The sequence below is a fragment of the Micromonospora andamanensis genome (assembly GCF_016863495.1).
Classification (GTDB): Bacteria; Actinomycetota; Actinomycetes; order Mycobacteriales; family Micromonosporaceae; genus Micromonospora; species Micromonospora andamanensis.
Genome location: NZ_BOOZ01000018.1, coordinates 22,306 through 43,281, shown reverse-complemented (window position 1 = coordinate 43,281; position 20,976 = coordinate 22,306). Strand labels below are relative to the sequence as shown.

The following is a 20,976-nucleotide window of genomic DNA, read 5'->3' as shown; positions in this document are numbered from 1 at the left end:
CTCTCGTTGATCATGAGGTTAGCGGCAGTAGAGAAGATCGACATCGCCGCCAACCTCATGATCAACCAGGTGGTGCGAGGGCTTGGGGACGTGCCGTGTGGTGGGGGAGGGACGGCGTGATCTTCGAGCGGACCGTGCGGCGGGGGTTGTTCCGGGTCGGGGGTGGGGACGCGGAGGCGGCGCACGAGTTCACCCTGCGACGGTTGGCCGCGCTGTCCCGGATGCCCGTGGCGCTGGCGGCGGTGCGGGCCCGGTACGCCGTGGCGGCGCCGCGCACGGTGTTCGGGGTGCGGTTTCCGAACCCGGTGGGGCTCGCTGCCGGCATGGACAAGGACGGGGTGGCGCTGCCGGCGTGGCCGGCGCTCGGCTTCGGTTTCGTCGAGGTCGGCACCGTTACGGCGCGCCCGCAGCCGGGCAATCCCCGGCCCCGGCTGTTCCGGCTGCCCGACAGCGAGGCCGTGATCAACAGGATGGGCTTCAACAACGCCGGTGCGCAGGCGCTGGCGGACCGGCTGTCGGCGTTGCCGCGACCGCTCGGCGTACCGCTTGGCATCTCGCTGGGCAAGTCGAAGGTGACGGCCCTGGCGGACGCGGTGGAGGATTACCGCGAGTCGTACCGCGCGCTGCGCGACCACGGGGACTACTTCGCGGTCAACGTCTCCTCGCCGAACACCCCCGGGCTGCGCGAGTTGCAGGACCGTGGGCACCTGGACGCGCTGCTGGCGGCGCTGGTGGGGGAGAAGCCGGTGCTGGTGAAGATCGCCCCTGACCTGACCGAGCCGGCCATCGCCGAGTTGCTTGAGGTGTGCCTGGCCCGTGGCGCGGCCGGGGTGATCGCCACGAACACGACCCTCGGGCGGGACGGCCTGGCCCCGGCCGACCGGAGGCGTTCCGGCGAGGCCGGCGGACTGTCCGGCCGTCCCCTGGCCGACCGGGCGCGGCAGGTGGTCGCCTTCGTGCACGCCGAGACGGGCGGGCAACTGCCGGTCATCGGCGTCGGCGGCATCGTCGATCCCGACGACGCCGCCCGGATGTTCGACGCCGGCGCGAGCCTGGTGCAGCTCTACACCGGCTTCATCTACCGCGGCCCGGCGCTGCCCCGCGCCGTCGCCCGCGCCGCCCCATCCCGATGACGCCCGCCCACCCTCCCCGCGATCTTGCACTTTCTGTCGGGGCGGATGGGGCGGATGGGGCGCAACGGCGACCGAAAGTGCACGATCGCGGGGAGGTGGGGGAGGGGTGACGCCGGAGGAGGTTCTCGCGGCTGACGCGGCGCACGTGTGGCATCCGTACTCGGTGGTGCCGCCGGTGGTGGCGCCGTATGTGGTGGAGAGTGCGGCCGGGGTGCGGTTGCGGCTGGCCGACGGTCGTGAGCTTGTCGACGGGATGTCTTCCTGGTGGGCGGCGATCCACGGGTACCGGCATCCGGTGCTGGACGCGGCGGTCACCGACCAGTTGCGGCGGATGAGCCACGTCATGTTCGGCGGGCTCACCCACGCACCGGCCGTGGAGCTGGCCCGCACCCTGGTCGAGGTGACCCCCGACGGGCTGGAGCACGTGTTCCTCGCCGACTCCGGTTCGGTGAGTGTCGAGGTCGCGGTGAAGATGTGCCTGCAGTACCAGCGGGCCACCGGCCGGCCGCAGCGACGCCGGTTGGGCACCTGGCGGGGCGGCTACCACGGCGACACGTTCCATCCGATGAGCGTCTGCGACCCCGAGGGCGGCATGCACCACCTCTGGGGGGACGTGCTGCCGCGACAGGTGTTCGCCCCGGCACCACCCGGCGGCTTCGACAGCCCACCGGACCCGGCGTACGAGGCGGCGCTTGTCGACGCGGTCGAGCGGCACGCCCACGAGCTGGCGGCGGTGATCGTGGAACCGGTGGTGCAGGGTGCCGGCGGAATGCGCTTCCACAATCCGCACTATCTGCGGGTGCTGCGCGAGGTGACGAGCGCGCACGGGGTGTTGCTGATCTTCGACGAGATCGCTACCGGATTCGGGCGTACCGGCACCATGTTCGCCGCCGAGCACGCCGGGGTGACGCCGGACGTGATGTGTGTCGGCAAGGCGCTCACCGGCGGGTACCTCACCCTGGCCGCGGCGCTCTGCACGGCGGAGGTCGCGCGGGGCATCCGGACCGGCGGTGTGCTCGCGCACGGCCCGACGTTCATGGGCAACCCGCTGGCCTGCGCGGTCGCCAACGCGTCGCTGGGCCTGCTGCGGGCCGGGGACTGGGCCGGGCAGGTGGCGCGACTTCAGCGGGGCCTGCGGTCCGGGCTGGAGCCGCTGCGCGGTGCGCCGGGCGTGACCGACGTGCGGGTGCTTGGCGGCATCGGAGTGGTCCAGGTGGACCACGAGGTGGATATCGGCGCGGCCACCGCCGCCGCGGTGGCGCAGGGGGTGTGGCTGCGTCCGTTCCGGGATCTGGTCTACACGATGCCGCCGTACGTCACCACGGACGCCGACCTGGCGGTCGTGGTCTCGGCTATCGCAGCGGCGGTAGCGGCGGGCTGAGTAGGCGAGTTATGACGCTCGATTCGATTTGAGTAGGCGTGATCGACAGGTTGCGCGAATTGGAGTAGCCGGGTGACGCCCCTGCCCGAACCTGCTGAGTAGGCGACGGCCGGCGCGATCCCGGACCGGCGGAGGACGAGAGGAAGGCACTGCCGTTATGGAGAGCTTCGGCGCCCGGCTGCACCGGGCCATGGACGAACGCGGCCCGCTCTGCGTGGGGATCGACCCGCATCCGGAGTTGCTGGCCCGGTGGGGCCTTGCCGACGACGTGGACGGTCTCGACCGCTTCGCCCGGACCGTCGTGGACGCCCTCGGTGACCGGGTTGCGGTGGTCAAGCCTCAGTCGGCGTTCTTCGAGCGATTCGGTTCTCAAGGGATGGCGGTGCTTGAGTCAACTATCCGACAGTTACGAAATCTCGGCTCGCTCGTTCTGCTCGACGCCAAGCGTGGGGACATCGGTTCGACGGTTCGCGCGTACGCGTCGGCCTACCTTGATCCATCCAGCTCCATGTATGTCGACGCGGTGACGGCGAGCCCCTTCCTGGGCGTCGGCTCGCTGGCCCCGATGTTCGAGCTGGCCGCCGAGCACGGCGGCGGCGTCTTCGTCCTGGCGCTCACCTCCAACCCCGAGGGCGCCTCGGTGCAGCGCGCTCGCGGCGCCGACGGACGTACCGTCGCGCAGACCGTCCTCGACGAGATTTCCCAGCTCAACGCGGGTGCGGAGCCGCTCGGCAGCATCGGCGCCGTGATCGGCGCGACGGTCGGTGACACCGGCTGCGACCTGTCGGCGGTGAACGGCCCGCTGCTCGCCCCGGGGCTCGGGGCGCAGGGCGCCACGGCCGCGGATCTGCGCGTCGTCTTCGGTTCCGCGGTGCCCGCCGTGCTGCCCGCGTACTCCCGTGAGGTGCTGACCGCCGGGCCCGATCCGGCGGCGTTGCGGGCCGCCGCCGAGCGGGCTGTGGCTGAGTGTCGGGCGGTTCTGGCGCTGTCATGACTGACTGATGGCTCGGTCACTTTGTGGTGATCACTGCGCGCCCACGTTGCCGAAAGCTCCGTTGACCGCTAGTTTTCCCCGCGCTGGGAACCCCTTGGTTCACAGCGACACCACGTTTCACAGATGCGGCGGTGCGTCCCGCCCGTCGCGATAGGGACCTGAGGAGAACTGGTGCCGCTCCCGTCACTGACCCCCGAGCAGCGCGCAGCCGCGCTGGAGAAGGCTGCGGAGATCCGCAAAGCCCGTGCCGAGCTGAAGGAGCAGCTCAAGCAGGGCAAGACCACCCTCGGAGCCGTTCTTGAGCGGGCCGAGTCCGACGATGTCGTCGGCAAGCTCAAGGTGTCGGCCGTGCTGCAGGCCATGCCGGGCATCGGCAAGATCCGGGCTACTCAGATCATGGAGAAGCTCAAGATCGCCGACAGCCGTCGCCTGCGTGGCCTCGGCGAGCAGCAGCGCAAGGCCCTGCTTGGGGAGTTCGCCGCCAACTGAGCACGACTGCGTGTAGAAACAAGCAGTGAGCTTGGATGACGAGGCGCGCCCGGCGGCTCGGCTCACTGTCCTGGCTGGCCCATCCGGCGCCGGCAGGGAGAGTGTCGTCGAGCTGGTCCGGGCGCGTTCTCCGTCAGTGTGGACGCCCGTCACGGTCACCACCCGGCCTCGCCGGGGCGGCGAACTGGACGGCGTCCACCGGCACTTCGTCACGCCCGAGGAGTTCGACCGCCGGCTCGCCGCCGGCGAGCTGCTGGAGTGGAGTCGGCTCGGTACTCACCGGCGCGGTACGGAGATCAGCCCGCTGCGCCGCCGGCTCGCCGCCGGGCAGCCGGTCCTGCTCGCGCTGGACCTCGACGGGGCGTTGCTGGTCCGGGCCGGGTGGCCGCGAGCGCGACTCGTCCTACTCCATCCGCCCGGTCGACTGCCGGGTCCGCCGGTCGTGGCCGCCTTCGACCTCAGCGTGTCGCACGACCGCATCGAGCGTGTCGTGGACGAACTGGTAGGATTCATCGGTTCTTCCTTCCTGGCTCCGGCCCGACCGCGTCCGCGCGGTTGAGCGCCGGCACCGCGCTCAGGCGCGGTCCGTGCGAAAGACGCAGAGGTTCATCCGTGGGATCCATCGCCAACCCCGAAGGCATCACCAACCCGCCGATCGACGAGCTCCTGGAGAAGACGACGTCGAAGTACGCGCTTGTCATTTTCGCGGCCAAGCGCGCCCGCCAGGTCAACGCCTACTACAGCCAGCTCGGTGAGGGTCTGCTGGAGTACGTCGGCCCGCTCGTCGAGACCACTCCCCAGGAGAAGCCGCTCTCCATCGCGATGCGCGAGATCAACGCGGGCCTGCTCACCGCTGAGCCGACCGACCAGCCGTAACCCCCCGCGCGTCGATGAGCGCCCGGATCATCCTCGGCGTCGGCGGCGGGATCGCCGCGTACAAGGCGTGCGAGTTGCTGCGCCTGTTCACCGAGTCGGGCCACCAGGTCCGGGTGGTGCCGACCGCTGCCGCGTTGCGTTTCGTCGGCGCGCCGACCTGGGCGGCGCTGTCCGGGCAACCCGTCGCCGAGGACGTCTGGTCCGACGTGCACGAGGTGCCGCACGTGCGACTCGGTCAGCAGGCCGACCTGGTGGTGGTCGCGCCGACCACCGCCGACCTGCTGGCCCGGGCCGCCCACGGCCTTGCCGATGATCTACTCAGCAACACCCTGCTCACCGCTCGCTGTCCGGTGCTGCTGGCGCCGGCGATGCACACCGAGATGTGGGAGCACCCGGCGACCGTCGCCAACGTCGCGACGCTGCGGGCCCGGGGGGTCCGGGTCGTCGAGCCGGCTGTCGGGCGACTCACCGGGGTCGACACCGGCAAGGGCCGGTTGCCGGAGCCGGCGGAGATCTTCGCCGTGGCCCGCCGCATCCTGGCCCGTGGCGCCGCCGCGCCGGCCGACCTGGCCGGCCGCCGGGTGGTGGTCACCGCAGGTGGTACCCGGGAACCGCTGGACCCGGTGCGCTTCCTGGGCAACAGGTCCTCGGGCAAGCAGGGTTACGCGTTCGCCCGGGCCGCCCTCGCCCGTGGCGCCCAGGTCACGCTGATCTCGGCGAACGTCACACTGCCCGATCCGGCCGGTGCGGACCTGGTCCGGGTGGGCACCACCGCTGACCTGCGGGAGGCCACCCTGAAGGCGGCTGTGGACGCCGACGTGGTGGTGATGGCGGCGGCTCCTGCCGATTTCCGACCGGCGACGTACGCGCCTGGCAAAATCAAGAAATCGGACGACGGCACGGCGCCCACAATCGAACTCGTGACCAACCCGGACATCGCCGCCGAGCTGGGTCAGCGTCGTCGGCCGGAGCAGGTGCTGGTGGTGTTCGCCGCCGAGACCGGCGACGCCGAGGCCAACGGACGGGCCAAGCTGGCCCGAAAGCGGGCCGACCTCATCGTCATCAACGAGGTGGGGCCGGACAAGGTCTTCGGCGCCGAGACCAACGCGGCCACCGTCATCAGCGTGGACGGCTCGGTCACCCGGATACCCGAGCGGTCCAAGGAGGATCTCGCCGACGGGGTATGGGACCTGGTGGTCGCCCGGTGGGCCGGTGACTCCTCCTGACGGCTGGACCCAAGACGACCGTCGACGGTGTCGTGGACGGTTGGTGACTACACTGCCGCGGAACGACGTCCAAGAACTTAGGAGTACCGTGACACGCCGCCTCTTCACGTCCGAATCGGTCACGGAAGGCCACCCGGACAAGATCGCCGATCAGATCAGCGACGGCATCCTCGATGCCCTTCTGACGCAGGATCCGCACAGCCGGGTGGCTGTGGAGACCCTGATCACCACCGGCCAGGTGCACGTCGCCGGTGAGGTGACGACAAAGGCGTACGCCGACATCCCGACGATCGTGCGGGAGACGATCCTGGGCATCGGGTACGACTCGTCGAAGAAGGGTTTCGACGGGGCGTCGTGCGGGGTGAGCGTCTCGATCGGTTCCCAGTCGCCGGACATCGCGCAGGGCGTGGACAACGCGTTCGAGCTGCGTACCGGGGCGTCGGAGAGCGCGTTGGACGCGCAGGGCGCCGGTGACCAGGGCATGATGTTCGGGTTCGCCTGCTCCGAGACGCCCGAGCTGATGCCGCTGCCGATCGCGCTCGCGCACCGGCTGGCCCGCCGGCTCTCCGCGGTACGCAAGGACGGCACGGTGCCCTACCTGCGCCCGGACGGCAAGACGCAGGTCACCATCGAGTACGACGGGCTGCGGCCGGTACGCCTCAACACGGTGGTGGTCTCCAGCCAGCACGCCGCCGACATCTCGCTGGAGTCGCTGCTCACCCCGGACGTGCGGGACCACGTCATCGCTCCCGAGCTGGAGAGCCTCGGCCTGGACACCGAGGGCTACCGGCTCCTGGTCAATCCGACCGGCCGGTTCGAGATCGGTGGTCCGATGGGCGACGCGGGCCTGACCGGGCGGAAGATCATCGTGGACACCTACGGCGGGTACGCCCGCCACGGCGGTGGGGCGTTCTCCGGCAAGGACCCGTCGAAGGTCGACAGGTCGGCCGCGTACGCGATGCGGTGGGTGGCCAAGAACGTGGTGGCCGCCGGGCTCGCGGAGCGGTGCGAGGTGCAGGTCGCGTACGCGATCGGCAAGGCACACCCGGTGAGCCTGTTCATCGAGACCTTCGGTACCGAGACGGTGCCGGTGGCCTCGATCGAGAAGGCGGTCACCGAGATCTTCGACCTGCGTCCGGCCGCGATCATCCGGGACCTGCACCTGCTGCGGCCGATCTACGCGCAGACCGCCGCCTACGGCCACTTCGGCCGCGAACTGCCCGACCTGACCTGGGAGTCCACCGACCGTGCCGCCGACCTCAAGTCGGCCGCGGGAGCCTGACAACCACCCGGCGTGACGACCGGCGGCCCGCTGACAGGTCGCCGGTCGCCCGGGTCTGCGTCGACGTGCCGCTGGCCCATCTGGACCGCCCCTTCGACTACCTGGTTCCCCAGGCGCTCTCCGCCGACGCCGTGCCCGGCGTACGGGTGAAGGTGCGCTTCGCCGGCCAGCTCGTCGACGGTTGGCTGCTGGAACGGGCCGAACGCTCCGAGCATCCCCGGCTCGCCTACCTGGACAAGGTGGTCTCTCCGGTGCCGGTGCTCGCCCCGGAGGTGGCCCGGCTGGCCCGGGTCGTCGCCGACAGGTACGCCGGCAGCCTGGCCGACGTGCTGCGGCTGGCGGTGCCACCCCGGCACGCCCGGGTGGAAAAGGAGATCATGACCGCGGCCCCGCCCGCCGGGTCGCCGGAACTTGAGCCGCAGCCGCAGCCGCAGCCGCAGCCGGAGCCGCAGCCGGAGCCGGAGCCGGAGCCGGAAGGTTGGCGCGACTACCCGGCCGGGCCGGCGTTGCTGCGGGCCCTTGCCGACGGGCGTTCCCCCCGGGCGGTCTGGTCGGCACTGCCGGGGGAGGACTGGGCGGCCCGCTACGCCACAGCCGTCGCCGCCACGGTGGCCGCCGGCCGGGGTGCGCTTGTGGTGGTTGCCGACGGGCGGGATCTCGACCGGCTCGATGCCGCGCTCACCGCCCGGCTCGGGCCGGGCCGGCACGTCTGCCTGTCGGCCGCGCTCGGCCCGGCGCGGCGTTACCGCGCCTTCCTGACCGCCCGGCGTGCCGAAGCTCCGGTGGTGATCGGCACCCGGGCCGCCATGTTCGCCCCGGTCGACAGGCTGGGGCTGGTGGCGATCTGGGACGACGGTGACGATCTGCACGCCGAGCCGCGGGCCCCCTACCCGCACGCCCGTGAGGTGCTGCTCACCCGCGCCCAGTTGGCGGAGGCGGGCGCACTCGTCGGCGGCTACGCCCGTACCGCCGAGGCGCAACTGCTTGTGGAGACCGGCTGGGCCCGTGAGGTGATCGCCGACCGGGCGGTGCTGCGGGCGCGTACCCCCGCGATCGTGCCGACCGGCGACGACCCGCAACTGGCCCGCGATCCCGGCGCGGCGACCGCCCGGCTGCCGAGCCTGGCCTGGACGGCCGCCCGGGAGGCGCTGCGCGCGGAACTGCCGGTCCTGGTCCAGGTGCCCCGGCGCGGCTACCTGCCCTCGGTGGCCTGCGCCGAATGTCGGACCCCGGCCCGCTGCCCGCACTGCGCCGGCCCGCTCGCGCTGCCGTCGGCGGGTGGGTCGCCGGCCTGCCGCTGGTGCGCCCGGATCGCCGCCGCGTACGCCTGCCCGCAGTGTGGCGGGCGGCGGCTGCGGGCCTCGGTCACCGGTGCCCGGCGGACCGCCGAGGAACTCGGTAGGGCCTTTCCGGGGGTGCCGGTGCGCACCTCCGGCCGGGAGGAGGTGCTCGCCGACGTGCCCGACGGGCCGGGCCTGGTGATCGCCACCCCGGGCGCCGAGCCGCTGGCGGCCGGCGGCTACGGCGCGGTGCTGCTGCTGGACTCCTGGGCCCTGCTCACCCGGGCCGACCTGCGGGCCGGTGAGGAGGCGCTGCGCCGCTGGACGGCGGCTGCGGCACTGGCCCGGCCGGCGGCCGAGGGGGGCCGGGTGGTGGTGGTCGCCGACGGTGCGCTCGCGCCGGTGCAGGCGCTGCTGCGCTGGGACGCCGGCTGGTTCGCCGCCCGGGAACTGGCCGAACGGCGGGAGCTGGGTTTCCCCCCGGCGATGCGGATGGCCAGCGTGACCGGCCTGCCGGACGCGGTCGCCGACCTGTTGGCGCAGGCGCGCCTGCCCGACGGGACGGAACTGCTCGGTCCGGTACCGGCCGACGGAGAGCGGGAACGGATGCTGGTGCGGGTGCCGAGGGCCCGCGCCGCCGCGATGGCCGACGCGCTGCACGCAGCGGCCGGGGTCCGCAGCGCCCGTAAGGCGGCCGACCCGGTACGCCTCCAGGTCGATCCGCTCGCCTTGTTCTGACCGGCCCGGTGACGGTGGGTACCGACCGATGTCCCAATCGATGCGAAATGTCATCTGATCATGACTCTGTGTGTCGGCGCGCCCGCTCGGGGCCGCGTAGTCGGGTCCGGCCCGTGAGAGGTGGTAGCATCGCCCGTCATGCCGGTGCGTACGGCGACTCCAGGTCGAGCTGGAGGTGTCCGAGGGCGGCGCGACGACTGCGGAACCGCGTCGGCCCGGCGCGGAAATCGATGACCTCAACCAGCCGGTGATCAGGGGTGGACCAGTCGTGACCGTTCGTCAGTCGATCGTCTTCAACGGTGACCTCGGCAGCGGCAAGAGCACCGTTTCGGTCGAGATCGCCAAACGGCTCGGCCTGCGCCGGGTCAGCGTCGGCGACCTCTACCGGCAGATGGCCCAGGAGCGGCAGATGACAGCGCTCCAGCTGAACCTGCACGCTGAGCTGGACCAGGCCGTCGACGGCTATGTCGACCAGCTCCAGCGGGACATCGCCGCCTCCGGTGAGAGCCTGGTCATGGACTCCCGGCTGGCCTGGCACTTCTTCACCGACGCGCTAAAGGTGCACATGATCACCGAGCCGGGTGAGGCGGCCCGCCGCGTCCTGCTGCGTCCCTCCGGGCCGGCCGAGAGCTACACCTCGCTGGAGGAGGCGAAGGCCAAGCTCCGGGAACGCAGCGAGAGCGAGCGCGGCCGGTTCCTGATCCGCTACGGCGTGGACAAGGCCAGGTTGCGCAACTACGACCTGATCTGCGACACCACCCGGGCACCCGCCGACGAGGTGATCGAGCGCATCGTCGACGCGTACGAGGGACGGCTCGCGCCGGAGGTGCTGCGCGGCGCCCCGCCGTTGCTGCTGCTCGATCCCGGTCGCGTCTACCCGACCGAGGACGTCGCCGGCCTGCGCGGCCTGTGGGACTCGACCTTCACCGCCGAGGTCGCCGCGGCCGGTGAGACCGGCCTGGAGCCACTGGAGATCGGGTACACCGGCGAGTACTTCTTCGTGGTCAACGGGCACCGACGGCTCAGCGCCGCGCTGCGCAACGGCTTCCGGCTGGTGCCGGGCCGGCTGGTCGCCGAGGTCGAGGAGCCGGTGGTCGGCGGGGTGAGCGCGATGGACTACTTCGTCGCGCAGACCCACCCCAGCCTGGTCCACGACTGGGCGGCAGCCCACGACATCCACCTGCCGCTGCCCGAGCATGCCCTGCTCGCCGGCGACGCGGTGCTGGCCGGGGAGAGCCCCGCCGGCTGAGCCCGCTGCCGGATGGGCGGCGGCGGGTGCCGCCCGCGATGGCGCTGCCCGGGCATGATGGAGCCTCCCGGACACCCAGGAGGTCAGATGGACGCCGCTGAGGCGCTCGCGTCGCTCATGTCACCCGAAGGACGGGTCGACCCGTATCCGGCGTACGAGCGGTTACGGGCCCACGGGCCGATCGTGCCGGCCGGTCCGGGTCTGTACGCGGTCACCGGCCACGCCGAGGCCGACGAACTGCTCCGCGACGCCCGGGTCCGGGTGCTCGACGACCATCTGCGCGACGGACTCCTGCCGACCTGGCGGGAGAGCCCGGCGGTGTCCTCGATCGCCCGGTCCATGCTGCGGACCAACCCGCCCGACCACAGCCGGATGCGCCGGCTCGCCGCCGGAGCCTTCACCCCAAAACGGATCGGCGCCATGCGCGACGTGGTCACGGCGCAGACCGACGAGCTGATCGACGCGATGGCGGCGACCGGCCGGGGCGACGCTCCGGTGGACTTCATGGCCGAGTTCGCCTACCCGTTGCCGGTCGGGGTGATCTGCGAACTGCTCGGCGTCCCCGCCACCGACCGGCCGCTGTTCCGGCGCTGGACGGCCGACCTGACCGGGGTGCTGGAGCCCGAGATCACCCCGGCGGAGCTGGCCGTGGCCGATGCCGGCGCCGCCGAGCTGCGCGACTACTTCACCGACCTGGTGGCCGCCCGTCGTCGGCGACCGGCCGACGACCTGACCACCGCCCTGGTGCAGGCGCACGACGCCGGTGACCGGCTCTCCGGCGAGGAACTGCTGGCGAACCTGGTGATCCTGCTCGTCGCGGGCTTCGAGACCACCACCAACCTGCTCGGCAACGGGCTGGCCGTGCTGCTGGCCCACAGCCGCGCCGCCGACGTGCTGCGGCACCACCCGCAGCACGCCCCGGCGTACGTGGACGAACTGCTCCGCTTCGACTCGCCGGTGCAGCTGACCACCCGCACCACAGGCGAGGCCGTGCGGCTCGACGGGGTCGAGGTGCCCGCCGGCAGTTGGATCCTGCTGCTGCTCGGCGCGGCCAACCGCGACCCCCGGCGATACCCACGGCCGGAGCGGTTCGACCCGTGGCGGGCCCAGCTGAACCCGCTCTCCTTCGGCGCCGGGCCGCACTACTGCCTGGGCGCGGGGCTGGCCCGGCTGGAGGCTCAGGTCGCCTTCCCGGCGCTGCTGCGCCGGCTGCCCGGGCTGGCGCCGGCCGGGCCGCCCCGGCGGCGGATCCGGTTGACCCTGCGCGGGTACGACCACCTGCCGGTCACCGTGGGTGAACCGCTGCCGGCGGCGCAGGGTGGTGCGCCGGCCGGCACGGCTGTCGGCAGTCCGTAGACTGGTACGGCACTCCCGTCCCGCCGTGAAGGAGCCAACCCGCGTGACCGTCCAGCCCATCCGTCTGTTCGGGGATCCGGTGCTGCGCACGCCGGCCGATCCGGTTGTCGACTTCGACGTCGAGCTGCGAAAGCTCATCGAGGATCTGACCGACACCATGCGTGAGCAGAGCGGTGCCGGCCTCGCCGCGCCGCAACTCGGTGTGGGCCTGCGGGTGTTCACCTTCGACGTCGACGACGTGCTCGGCCACCTGGTCAACCCGGTGCTGGAGTTTCCCGACGAGGAGGAGCAGGACGGCCCGGAGGGCTGCCTGTCCATCCCCGGCCTCTACTTCGACACCAAGCGCCGCCAGAACGTCATCGCCAAGGGCTTCAACGGCTACGGCGACCCGGTGCAGATCGTCGGCACCGGGTTGATGGCCCGCTGCGTGCAGCACGAGACCGACCACCTCGACGGGGTGCTCTTCCTCGACCGGCTGGATCCGGCCGGCCGCAAGGAGGCGATGAAGGCGATCCGTCAGGCCGACTGGTACGACGCCGCCGCCCCGCCGACTGTCAAGGTGAGCCCGCACGTCGCCGACAGCCCTTTCGGTCTGGGGCGGTGACCGGGTGCGGGTGATCTTTGCCGGTACGCCGGCTGTCGCTGTTCCGGCCCTAGCCGCCGTGGCCGCCTCCCGGCACGAGGTGCTCGCCGTGGTGACCCGCCCGGACGCCCCTGCGGGACGCGGCCGGGGGCTGGTCCGCTCCCCGGTCGGGGCGTGGGCCGACGAGCACGGTGTCGAGGTGCTGACCCCGGCGCGCCCGCGTGAGCCGGAGTTCCTGGACCGGCTGCGCGAGTTGGCTCCCGACTGCGTGCCGGTGGTCGCCTACGGCGCGCTGGTGCCGCCGGTGGCGCTGGAGATTCCCCGGCACGGCTGGGTCAATCTGCACTTCTCGCTGCTGCCGGCCTGGCGGGGCGCCGCGCCGGTGCAGCACGCCGTGCTGCACGGCGACGAGCTGACCGGGGCGAGCGTCTTCCACCTGGAGGAGGGGCTGGACACCGGCCCGGTCTACGGCACGCTCACCGACGAGATCAGGCCGGCGGACACCTCCGGTGACCTGCTGGAGCGGTTGGCGCACAGCGGCGCCGGGCTGCTGGTGGCGGTGCTGGACGCGCTGGAGGACGGCACCGCGAGGGCCGAGCCGCAGCCCGCCGACGGCGTCTCGCTGGCCCCGAAGCTGACAGTCGAGGACGCCCGGGTGCGCTGGGGCGACCCCGCCTTCGCGGTGGACCGGCGCATCCGCGCCTGCACCCCGGCTCCCGGCCCGTGGACGACCTTCCGGGACGAGCGGGTGAAGCTCGGCCCGGTCACCCCGGCACCGGACGCGCCCGATCTCAAGCCCGGTGAGCTGCTCGTGGAGAAGGCGCGGGTACTGGCCGGCACGGCGACCGTCCCGGTCCGTCTCGGCGAGGTGCGCGCGGCCGGCAAGCGGGCCATGCCGGCGACCGACTGGGCGCGCGGCGCCCGGGTCGGCGCCGGGGAGGTGTTCGCATGAGGGAGACCGCCGCTCGTGGCGGCGCGGAGCGACGCGGATCCCGTCCCAGCCGGCCGGTCGTCGACCGGGCGCGCTACGCGGCGTACGAGGCGGTCGCGGCGGTGCACCGGGATGACGCGTACGCCAATCTGGTGTTGCCGGCGATCCTCACCGACGCGGGGCTGTTCGGCCGGGACGCCGCCTTCGCCACCGAACTGACCTACGGCACCCTGCGCCATCTGGGCACCCTCGACACGATCCTGACCGCTGCGGCCGGGCGCGACGTGCAGCGGATCGACCCGCCGGTGCGCGACGCGCTGCGCATCGGCGCGTACCAGCTGCTGCACACCCGGGTGCCCCCGCACGCGGCGGTCTCCTCCACCGTCGACCTGGTCCGGGTGGTGGGTCAGGGAGCCACCGGGTTCGCCAACGCGGTGCTGCGCGAGGTCGCCACCCGCGATGCCGACGAGTGGGTGTCCCAACTGGCGCCGTCGATCGAGGCGGACCCGATCGGTCACCTGTCGGTGGCTTACAGCCATCCACAGTGGATCGTGCGGGCGTTCAACGAGGCGCTCGGTGGTGACCTCGGCGAGACCACCCGCCTGCTGATCGAGGACAATGAGCGCCCTCCGGTGCACCTGTGCGCCCGGCCCGGCCTGATCGACCCGGTCGAGCTCGCCGACGAGGTGGGCGGCGCGCCCGGTGCCTTCTCGCCGTACGCGGTCTATCTGGCCGGTGGCGCGCCGGGCGAGCTGGCGGCGGTGGCGGACGGTCGCGCCCACGTCCAGGACGAGGGTTCCCAACTGGTCGCCAACGCGCTCGCGCTGGCGCCTGTGGACGGTCCGGACGGCCGGTGGCTCGACCTGTGCGCCGGGCCTGGCGGCAAGTCGGGGCTGCTCGGGGCCCTCGCCGCGCAGCGGGACGCCCGGTTGACCGCCGTCGAGGTGGCCGAACACCGGGCCCGGCTGGTCGCCGGCGCCACCCGAGGTCTGCCGGTGACAGTGCTGAACACCGACGGTCGGCTGGTGGGCAGCGAGCCGAAGCTGCCGGAGGAACATTTCGACCGGGTGCTCGTCGACGCGCCGTGCACCGGACTCGGTTCGCTGCGCCGCCGGCCGGAATCACGCTGGCGGCGTCAACCGTCCGACCTGTCGGCCCTGACCCGGTTGCAGCGCGAGCTGCTCGCCGCCGGGCTGCGGGCGGCCCGCCCGGGTGGGGTGGTGGCCTACGTGACCTGTTCACCGCACACGGTGGAGACCCATGTGACGGTGACCGAGGCGGCCCGCCGCAGCGGCGTGCCTGTCGACTTCGTCGACGCGCGTACGGTGCTGCCGGCCGGGATGCCGGGGCTGGGCGACGGACCGACTGTGCAGTTGTGGCCGCACCGGCACGGCACCGACGCCATGTTCCTCGCCCTGCTGCGCCGTACCTGAAATCCCGAACCCGCCGCCACCGACCGCCTCCGGGTTCGCGGCGGAGACCCGCCCCGGTCGCGGCGGACGGGGGGAATGGCCGCGACGACCGGGGCGGGTGGCTATTCGGCGGACCCGACGGGAATCCAGTCCGTGAACCGCCGGTGCAGCCCTGCGGCGTCCTCGTCGGAGCCCGACTCGGCGAGCTGACCGGCGGCCTCCTCGCGCAGCTCGATCAGGTGCACCATGAGCGCCGGCTTGTCGTCGCGGTACACCGCGAGCAGGCGTAGCTTCGCCGGAGAGCACGGCCAGGCGGCCCCGCACGCCTGGCAACGCCACGTCGGGCGGGACGGGACGTGCGCCTCGATCCGGCCGTTCATCCGGTCACGCTCGCGACGGCGGAGCGGGGCCGGGAGCGACGCTCGGCGTACGGGACCGGTGGGACGTTCACCTGCCGCATTCCCGCCGGGCGCAGGAACAGCGCTCGCCGCTGCGTCGCGTCCCCGTGCCGGTCGAGCTGGTAGACGTCGACCCAGACCCACCCGTCGTACGTGGTGCGCTCCAGCTGCCGGATCACCCGGACCAGGATCGGTTCGTGGAACTGCGGGGACGCCTCCCGGGTCAGGAGGTACACGCCGGGGCGGACCGGGGGTGTGCCGCCCTCCCGCCCGGTCATCAGTCACGCGCCGGCTCTTGCGTGGACATGGTGCCTCCTTCGTCGTGGTTGGCGGGGGCCGCCCCGGTCTGCTCGCCCAGGGGCGACCCCCGGCGACCCGGCGAGCGGGATTGCCGTCCCAAGGCCCGTGCGCGCCGCCACGAAAACAATCGCGCAGCGAATGTGGACGGCTACACCCCGTAGGCATAGGTTCTGTAGACGTCAAGGACGTCATGCGGGAGGCGGCATGAATCAGGCGCTGAGAGCGGCCATGGTGGACGCGGGTGAGACCGCCGAGAGCCTCGCCGAACAGGTAGGCGTGGATCCCAAGACGGTCGGGCGATGGGTGACGCCGGGGCGGGTACCGCATCCTCGGCACCGCGCGGCGGCGGCTGCAGCGCTCGGGCGCGACATCGAGGACATCTGGCCGGACATTTTGAAGCGGCGCGAGCCGCCGTGGCTGCGGCCCTGGGTGGAGACGGAACTCCAGGCCACCGCGCTGCGGTCCTTTCAAGTCGCGGTCATCCCGGGCCTGTTGCAGACCCCCGAGTACGCCTCGGCGGTGCTCAGCAGCGGGCTGCTCGCCCCGGACGAGGTGGCCGGCTACGTCGAGACCCGGATGCGCCGGCAGTCGTCGGTCCTCGAACGGCGCAAACCGCCGCTCTTCGTCGCGGTCATCGACGAGTTCGCGCTGCGTCGAGGCGCCCCGGACATCATGCATCCGCAACTGGACCACCTGGTGACGATGGCGCGGCGGCCCAACATCCTCCTGCACGTGCTGCCGCTCGACGCCGGCCTGCACCCCGGGCAGGCCGGGCCGTTCGTCATCGCGACCACCGAGGACGGCGACGTCGCGTACCTGGACGACCAGGCCGCCGGCCGGCTGACCAACGACACCGCCGCGCTCTGGTCCATTTGGGATACGCTGCGCTCGGTGGCGCTGCCGCGCCGCCAGACCATCGACTTCCTTGAGGCACGATCATGGCTGACCTGACCGGCGCCGTGTGGCGCACAAGCACCCGTAGCAGCTCGAACGGTGGCGACTGTGTCGAGGTCGCCGACAACCTTCCCGGCGTCGTCGGTGTCCGCGACTCGAAGGACCAGGCCGGTCCGGCGTTGGTCTTCGCCCCGGCGGCCTGGCAGGCGTTCGTCGCCGGGGTCGCCGCTCGGGGCTGATCCGAGCCGCGCGCAAGCGCCCGTCCCCGAGCGGGGCGGGCGCTTCGTCGTAGGCGGCGCGGGCAGGTCAGGTGATCGGAAGGGCCCGGGTGCCGGCGCCCTTCACCGAGCGGGTGAGGGTGCGGTCGCTGATCCAGAGGAAGCACTGGACCGACCGGTTGCCGCTGCGCCACTCGCTTTCCGAGGGGTGGTAGAAGATGGTCCCGACCCGGAACTGGAGGTTGCCGTCGTCCGGCACCTTGGCGAAGCGGGCGACGGCGCTGCGGCAACCAGTGTGGATCCGCTCGGGCTTGGCCACGAACGCCGAGAAACTGCTGTCCGGCGCTCGCCAGAGGCCCACGAACTCGGCCCGGTGCCGCGCGGTGCACGCGACGGCGACCATCTCGGTCACCTCGTCGCCATCGATCCGGGCGTTGAAGCAACCGTGCCGCAGCGGGGACGACCCGTCCAGCGCGCCGGCCAGGCTGGCGGTGCGCCGTACCGGCACCGGGGTGTCGAGGCCGCGCAGCTCGTGGACGTCGCAGCGGAACCACCGGGCACCGCCGGTCCACGCCTGCGGCGAGGGCAGGACGACGGTGAGCCCGATCCGGGCACCGCGCCAGTCGCCGCCCAACGTCCGGCGGACCTCGCGGTCGCACTCGCCGAACGCGGCGCGCATCCCCTTGCTGCCGACGGCGGGCGGGCTCGATTCGGTCGCGCCGGTGAGGGCCCCGACGTGCAGGGTCTCGGCCCGGTGCGGCTGCGCACAGTCCACAGGTGCGTACGCGCTGAGGTAGCCGACCTCCTGCGGCTGCCCGTGGCAGTTACCGGAGTCGGGTGTGAACACCGCCGGAGCACCGATGGACGCCCAGTCGTCGACCAGGTCACCGTCGGTGCCGGCCGGTCTGGTGCAGCCGGTCGCCGCCAGTGCCACCACGGTCACCAGGACGACTCCGGTCAGCCATCGTCGCATCCCCGTCGACCTCCCGCTCCCCGCTGTCGAAGCGGCAGCATACGGCACCGGGCTCAGCGACCGTCCGGGCCGTTTGCGCACCGTGCTCAGGTGACGGGCAGTCCCTGCGGGCCTACGCCGCGCATCGAGCCGGTCAGCTTGCGGTCGTCGCTCCACAGGATGCACCGCACCCCCCGGTCGCCCTCCTCCCACTCCCGCTGCGACGGCGGGTAGAAGATCGAACCGGCGCGGTAGGGCAGGTCGGCGTTGTTGGGTACGTCCGCGAAGGCGGCGATCAGCTCCATGCACCGCTTGTGGGCCTGACCGGCCGAACCGACGAACTGCTCCCAGCTCATGTCCCGCTCGACGTAGACGCCTACGAACTCGGCGCCGTGCGGCTCGGTGCAGAGCACCGGGGCCATGTAGTTCAGGCTGTCGCCGATCAGCTTCGGGTCGAAGCAGCGGTGCACGAGCGGTGAGTCGCCGATGAGGGCCCCGCGCAGGCTCCCGGTCCGGTTGACCGGCCGGGTGTTGTCGATGCTGTCGGTCTCGCTCAGGTCGCAGCGGAACCAGCGGGCGCCGCCGTCCCACGCCGGCGCCGACGGCAGCGAGATGTTCAGGGTCAGCCGAGCCGTGTGCCAGTCACCGCCGAGCACCAACCGGGCCCGCTGGTCGCACTCCGCCCGGGCGGTACGCAGCGCCGCCGAACCCGGCTCCGGGCGTCTGCCCTCCGCGTCGGCGTCGGTGAACGTGCCGACGTGGACTGTCTCGGCGAGGTGGTTACGGGCGCAGTCCACGGTCTCGTAGGTGCTCGCCTGGACGACGGCGGTGATCCGGGGCAGGCAGGCGTCGGTGGCCGGCACGAACATGGTCGGTGCCCGCAGTGTCTGCCAGTCGTCGGTGAGATCGCCGTCGGTTCCGCCCGGCTGCACGCAGCCGCTGAGCACCATCGCAGCCACACTGGCCAGCGCCAGTGCCGCGAGCCACCGTCGCATCGTCCGCCCTTTCCGGGAGCTGCCGCCCGGTTGCCGGCTCCCGCGCCCACCGGCCTGCACGATACCGTCACCGTCCCCGATGGAGTGTTGCCGCGAATCGGTCGTCTGGCCAGTGGAAGCTGAGCTTCATTCCGTTTCACCGGTCCGAAGGGGGTCATTCTGCACCATTGGTCACCTCCGGGTCACGGGGTGTCCCGGTTGCTGGCACGATGTCGTGGCTGCTGGCCGCGTTCGTACACTGGCCCTGTGACCGTACCGCCGCCGATCGTCGCGCCCAGCATCCTCGCCGCCGATTTCTCCCGTCTCGCCGAGGAGGTCCGTGCCGTCGAGGACGCCGCGGACTGGCTGCACGTCGACGTGATGGACAACCACTTCGTGCCGAACCTGACCATCGGACTGCCCGTGGTGCAGAGCCTGCGGGCCGCCACGAAGCTGCCCTTCGACGTCCACCTGATGATCACCGATCCGCACCGTTGGGCGCCCGGCTACGCCGACGCGGGAGCGTACAACGTCACCTTCCACGCCGAGGCCTGCGACGATCCGGTGGCCCTGGCCAGGGACCTGCGGGCGGCCGGCGCGAAGGCGGGGCTGGCGATCGACCGGGACACCCCGATCGAGCCGTACCTCGACCTGCTGCCCAGCTTCGACACGCTGCTGGTGATGACCATCAAGGCCGGGTTCGGCGGGCAGCGCTTCCTGCCGCAGCTGCTGGACAAGGTCCGCACCGCGCGTCGCCACGTCAACGCCGGCCACCTTGAGCTGCGCATCGAGGTCGACGGCGGGATCGCGGCCGACACCATCGAGCAGGCGGCTGCGGCGGGCGCCGACGCCTTCGTGGCCGGCACCGCCGTCTACGGCGCCGACGACCCGGCCGAGGCGATTCACCGGCTGCGCGGCCTGGCCGAGCGCGCGGCGGCCCGGGCCTGACGTGGAGACCTCCGACGATCGCAAGGACGTGATCCTCGTTGTCGACGACGACGAGGACATCGCCCGCTTCGTCGAGTTCAACCTGCGGTTGCAGGGCTTCGAGGTGATCCTCGCCGCGGACGGCCAGGAGGCGCTGGAGCTGATCGAGCGGGAGCGGCCCGACCTGGCCGTTGTCGACCTGATGATGCCGCGGGTGGACGGGCTGGAACTGACCCGGCGGCTGCGCGCCGACCCGATGACTGCGGCCCTGCCGGTGATCATGCTGACCGCGAAGGGGATGACCCAGGACAAGGTCAACGGGCTCAACGCCGGTGCCGACGACTACCTGGTCAAACCCTTCGACAACGCCGAGCTGGTCGCCCGGGTCAGCTCCACGCTGCGGCGCAACAAGGAGTTCCGGGAGGTCTCCCCGCTGACCGGCCTGCCGGGCAACAGCCGGATCCGCCGGGAGATCGCCGACCGGGTGCGGGGCGGCGCGGACTACGCCGTCGGCTACATCGACATCGACCGGTTCAAGAGCGTCAACGACAGGTACGGGTTCGTCCGGGGTGACGGCTTCATCACCGCGCTGGCCCGCAGCCTGCACCGGGCGGTGGTCGCGGTGGCGCTGCCCCCGGCCTTCCTCGGCCATGTCGGCGGTGACGACTTCGTCTTCGTGTGCACGCCCGATCAGGTACGACCGCTCACCCTGCGGGTGTCGTCGGACTTCGAGAAGGCCGCGGACGCCCTCTACGATCCCACCGACCGGGAACGCGGCTACGTGGAGTTGAAGGACCGGCGAGGCAACATCCGCCGGGCCGCGCTCGTCACCCTCTCCATCGGCGTCGCGATCTCCGACGCCGACAAGCGGATCACGGACCCGCTGGAGGCGATGACCGTCGCCTCCGAGATGAAGACCGTGGCGAAGAGCCAACCCGGCTCGTACGTGGCTGTAGATCGCCGGCGTGGCGTCGCCGACCCCGGTCACCGTCATGTGAAGTAGCTCGCCCGGGTGGCCCGGCGCCCCGCCGGACGTGTAAGACTTTGCTCAGTACCCACCACGCGCTGGCGGGACTCGGTGTAATTCCGAACCGGCGGTGATCCACGGCCCGACCGTGGTAAGCCCGCGACCCGGGAGCGGTTCGTCCGCCCGGTGGACCTGGTGAGAATCCGGGGCCGACGGTTGGGGGCGGCTCGTCCGCGCCCAGACAGTCCGGATGGGAGACAGCGCGCGGGACGGAAAGGGGCCGTGTGCCTCGCCGGGCTCCGGCGTGCGCGCGTCCCGGCCGGGGCGGCTGTGCCGTACCCGGATTCCGCTGCCTGCCCGTGGCCACCCGGCCCAGCTCCCTGCCCGCGCGTACGAGCGAGAGGGCGACGGCAGGC

22 protein-coding genes and 1 riboswitch are annotated in these 20,976 nt (G+C 72.4%); of the genes, 18 read left to right on the top strand and 4 right to left on the bottom strand.

Annotated elements, in window-relative coordinates; translation table 11 throughout:
- Positions 1–116 precede the first annotated feature (116 nt).
- The 14 genes from Van01_RS17035 (at position 117) to Van01_RS16970 (ending at position 14,951) form a co-directional block, all read left to right on the top strand.
- Positions 117–1,133 (top strand): quinone-dependent dihydroorotate dehydrogenase, encoded by a 1,017-nt coding sequence (locus tag Van01_RS17035; RefSeq protein ID WP_204008121.1) that lies wholly within the window; start codon positions 117–119, stop codon positions 1,131–1,133.
- Between the two features lie 106 nt (positions 1,134–1,239).
- The gene (locus Van01_RS17030) at positions 1,240–2,514 is read left to right on the top strand and encodes an adenosylmethionine--8-amino-7-oxononanoate transaminase (protein ID WP_204008119.1); all 1,275 of its coding nucleotides are present in this window, start codon (positions 1,240–1,242) and stop codon (positions 2,512–2,514) included.
- Between the two features lie 157 nt (positions 2,515–2,671).
- On the top strand, positions 2,672–3,508 hold the full coding sequence (gene pyrF, locus Van01_RS17025; RefSeq protein ID WP_204008117.1) for an orotidine-5'-phosphate decarboxylase: 837 nt from the start codon (positions 2,672–2,674) through the stop codon (positions 3,506–3,508).
- 171 nt (positions 3,509–3,679) lie between these two features.
- Complete coding sequence (gene mihF / locus Van01_RS17020; protein WP_007458370.1) at positions 3,680–3,997, top strand: integration host factor, actinobacterial type; 318 nt, start codon at positions 3,680–3,682, stop codon at positions 3,995–3,997.
- 25 nt (positions 3,998–4,022) lie between these two features.
- Positions 4,023–4,556: a nucleoside/nucleotide kinase family protein gene (locus Van01_RS17015; RefSeq protein WP_204008115.1), complete on the top strand. Its 534-nt coding sequence runs from the start codon at positions 4,023–4,025 to the stop codon at positions 4,554–4,556.
- A 53-nt stretch (positions 4,557–4,609) separates the two neighbouring features.
- Positions 4,610–4,873, top strand: a complete 264-nt coding sequence (gene rpoZ, locus Van01_RS17010; protein ID WP_007075826.1) for a DNA-directed RNA polymerase subunit omega — start codon at positions 4,610–4,612, stop codon at positions 4,871–4,873.
- 14 nt (positions 4,874–4,887) lie between these two features.
- Positions 4,888–6,099: a bifunctional phosphopantothenoylcysteine decarboxylase/phosphopantothenate--cysteine ligase CoaBC gene (gene coaBC, locus Van01_RS17005; RefSeq protein ID WP_204008113.1), complete on the top strand. Its 1,212-nt coding sequence runs from the start codon at positions 4,888–4,890 to the stop codon at positions 6,097–6,099.
- Positions 6,100–6,187: 88 nt separating this feature from the next.
- Positions 6,188–7,381, top strand: coding sequence for a methionine adenosyltransferase (metK, locus tag Van01_RS17000; protein ID WP_099846489.1), 1,194 nt, complete (start codon positions 6,188–6,190; stop codon positions 7,379–7,381).
- Positions 7,382–7,446: 65 nt separating this feature from the next.
- The gene (locus tag Van01_RS16995) at positions 7,447–9,399 is read left to right on the top strand and encodes a primosomal protein N' (protein ID WP_239099124.1); all 1,953 of its coding nucleotides are present in this window, start codon (positions 7,447–7,449) and stop codon (positions 9,397–9,399) included.
- Between the two features lie 268 nt (positions 9,400–9,667).
- Complete coding sequence (locus Van01_RS16990) at positions 9,668–10,648, top strand: AAA family ATPase (RefSeq protein WP_204008111.1); 981 nt, start codon at positions 9,668–9,670, stop codon at positions 10,646–10,648.
- A gap of 87 nt (positions 10,649–10,735) precedes the next feature.
- A complete protein-coding gene (locus Van01_RS16985; protein WP_204008109.1) occupies positions 10,736–12,004 on the top strand; it encodes a cytochrome P450 in 1,269 nt (422 codons plus the stop codon).
- Between the two features lie 43 nt (positions 12,005–12,047).
- Complete coding sequence (gene def, locus Van01_RS16980) at positions 12,048–12,608, top strand: peptide deformylase (RefSeq protein WP_204008107.1); 561 nt, start codon at positions 12,048–12,050, stop codon at positions 12,606–12,608.
- Positions 12,609–12,612: 4 nt separating this feature from the next.
- Entirely contained in the window at positions 12,613–13,539 is a 927-nt protein-coding gene (fmt, locus tag Van01_RS16975) for a methionyl-tRNA formyltransferase (RefSeq protein WP_204008105.1), read from the top strand.
- Positions 13,536–14,951 (top strand): RsmB/NOP family class I SAM-dependent RNA methyltransferase, encoded by a 1,416-nt coding sequence (locus tag Van01_RS16970; protein WP_204008103.1) that lies wholly within the window; start codon positions 13,536–13,538, stop codon positions 14,949–14,951. Before fmt ends, Van01_RS16970 begins: the two co-directional genes overlap by 4 nt.
- A gap of 101 nt (positions 14,952–15,052) precedes the next feature.
- Here the strand turns inward: Van01_RS16970 and Van01_RS16965 are convergent, their stop codons facing one another.
- Positions 15,053–15,310 (bottom strand): flavin reductase, encoded by a 258-nt coding sequence (locus tag Van01_RS16965; RefSeq protein ID WP_204008101.1) that lies wholly within the window; start codon positions 15,308–15,310, stop codon positions 15,053–15,055.
- Complete coding sequence (locus Van01_RS16960; RefSeq protein WP_204008099.1) at positions 15,307–15,606, bottom strand: hypothetical protein; 300 nt, start codon at positions 15,604–15,606, stop codon at positions 15,307–15,309. The genes Van01_RS16965 and Van01_RS16960 overlap by 4 nt, the downstream gene beginning before the upstream one ends.
- Positions 15,607–15,832: 226 nt before the next feature.
- Between Van01_RS16960 and Van01_RS16955 the strand changes: the two genes are divergently transcribed.
- Both Van01_RS16955 and Van01_RS16950 read left to right on the top strand, forming a co-directional pair.
- On the top strand, positions 15,833–16,579 hold the full coding sequence (locus tag Van01_RS16955; protein WP_204008097.1) for a DUF5753 domain-containing protein: 747 nt from the start codon (positions 15,833–15,835) through the stop codon (positions 16,577–16,579).
- Positions 16,567–16,761, top strand: coding sequence for a DUF397 domain-containing protein (locus Van01_RS16950; RefSeq protein ID WP_204008095.1), 195 nt, complete (start codon positions 16,567–16,569; stop codon positions 16,759–16,761). The genes Van01_RS16955 and Van01_RS16950 overlap by 13 nt, the downstream gene beginning before the upstream one ends.
- A gap of 67 nt (positions 16,762–16,828) precedes the next feature.
- Here the strand turns inward: Van01_RS16950 and Van01_RS16945 are convergent, their stop codons facing one another.
- Together Van01_RS16945 and Van01_RS16940 are read right to left on the bottom strand one after the other, a co-directional pair.
- Complete coding sequence (locus Van01_RS16945; protein WP_204008093.1) at positions 16,829–17,713, bottom strand: septum formation family protein; 885 nt, start codon at positions 17,711–17,713, stop codon at positions 16,829–16,831.
- Positions 17,714–17,799: 86 nt separating this feature from the next.
- Positions 17,800–18,687 carry a septum formation family protein gene (locus Van01_RS16940; RefSeq protein ID WP_204008091.1) on the bottom strand — a complete coding sequence of 296 codons (888 nt, stop codon included), beginning with the start codon at positions 18,685–18,687 and terminating at the stop codon, positions 17,800–17,802.
- Between the two features lie 246 nt (positions 18,688–18,933).
- Here Van01_RS16940 and rpe point away from each other — a divergent pair, with 246 nt between their 5' ends.
- Positions 18,934–19,614, top strand: a complete 681-nt coding sequence (gene rpe, locus Van01_RS16935) for a ribulose-phosphate 3-epimerase (protein WP_204008089.1) — start codon at positions 18,934–18,936, stop codon at positions 19,612–19,614.
- A gap of 1 nt (position 19,615) precedes the next feature.
- Positions 19,616–20,596: a response regulator gene (locus Van01_RS16930; RefSeq protein WP_239099123.1), complete on the top strand. Its 981-nt coding sequence runs from the start codon at positions 19,616–19,618 to the stop codon at positions 20,594–20,596.
- 57 nt (positions 20,597–20,653) lie between these two features.
- Positions 20,654–20,826, top strand: a riboswitch (FMN riboswitch).
- The last annotated feature ends 150 nt before the right edge of the window (positions 20,827–20,976 follow it).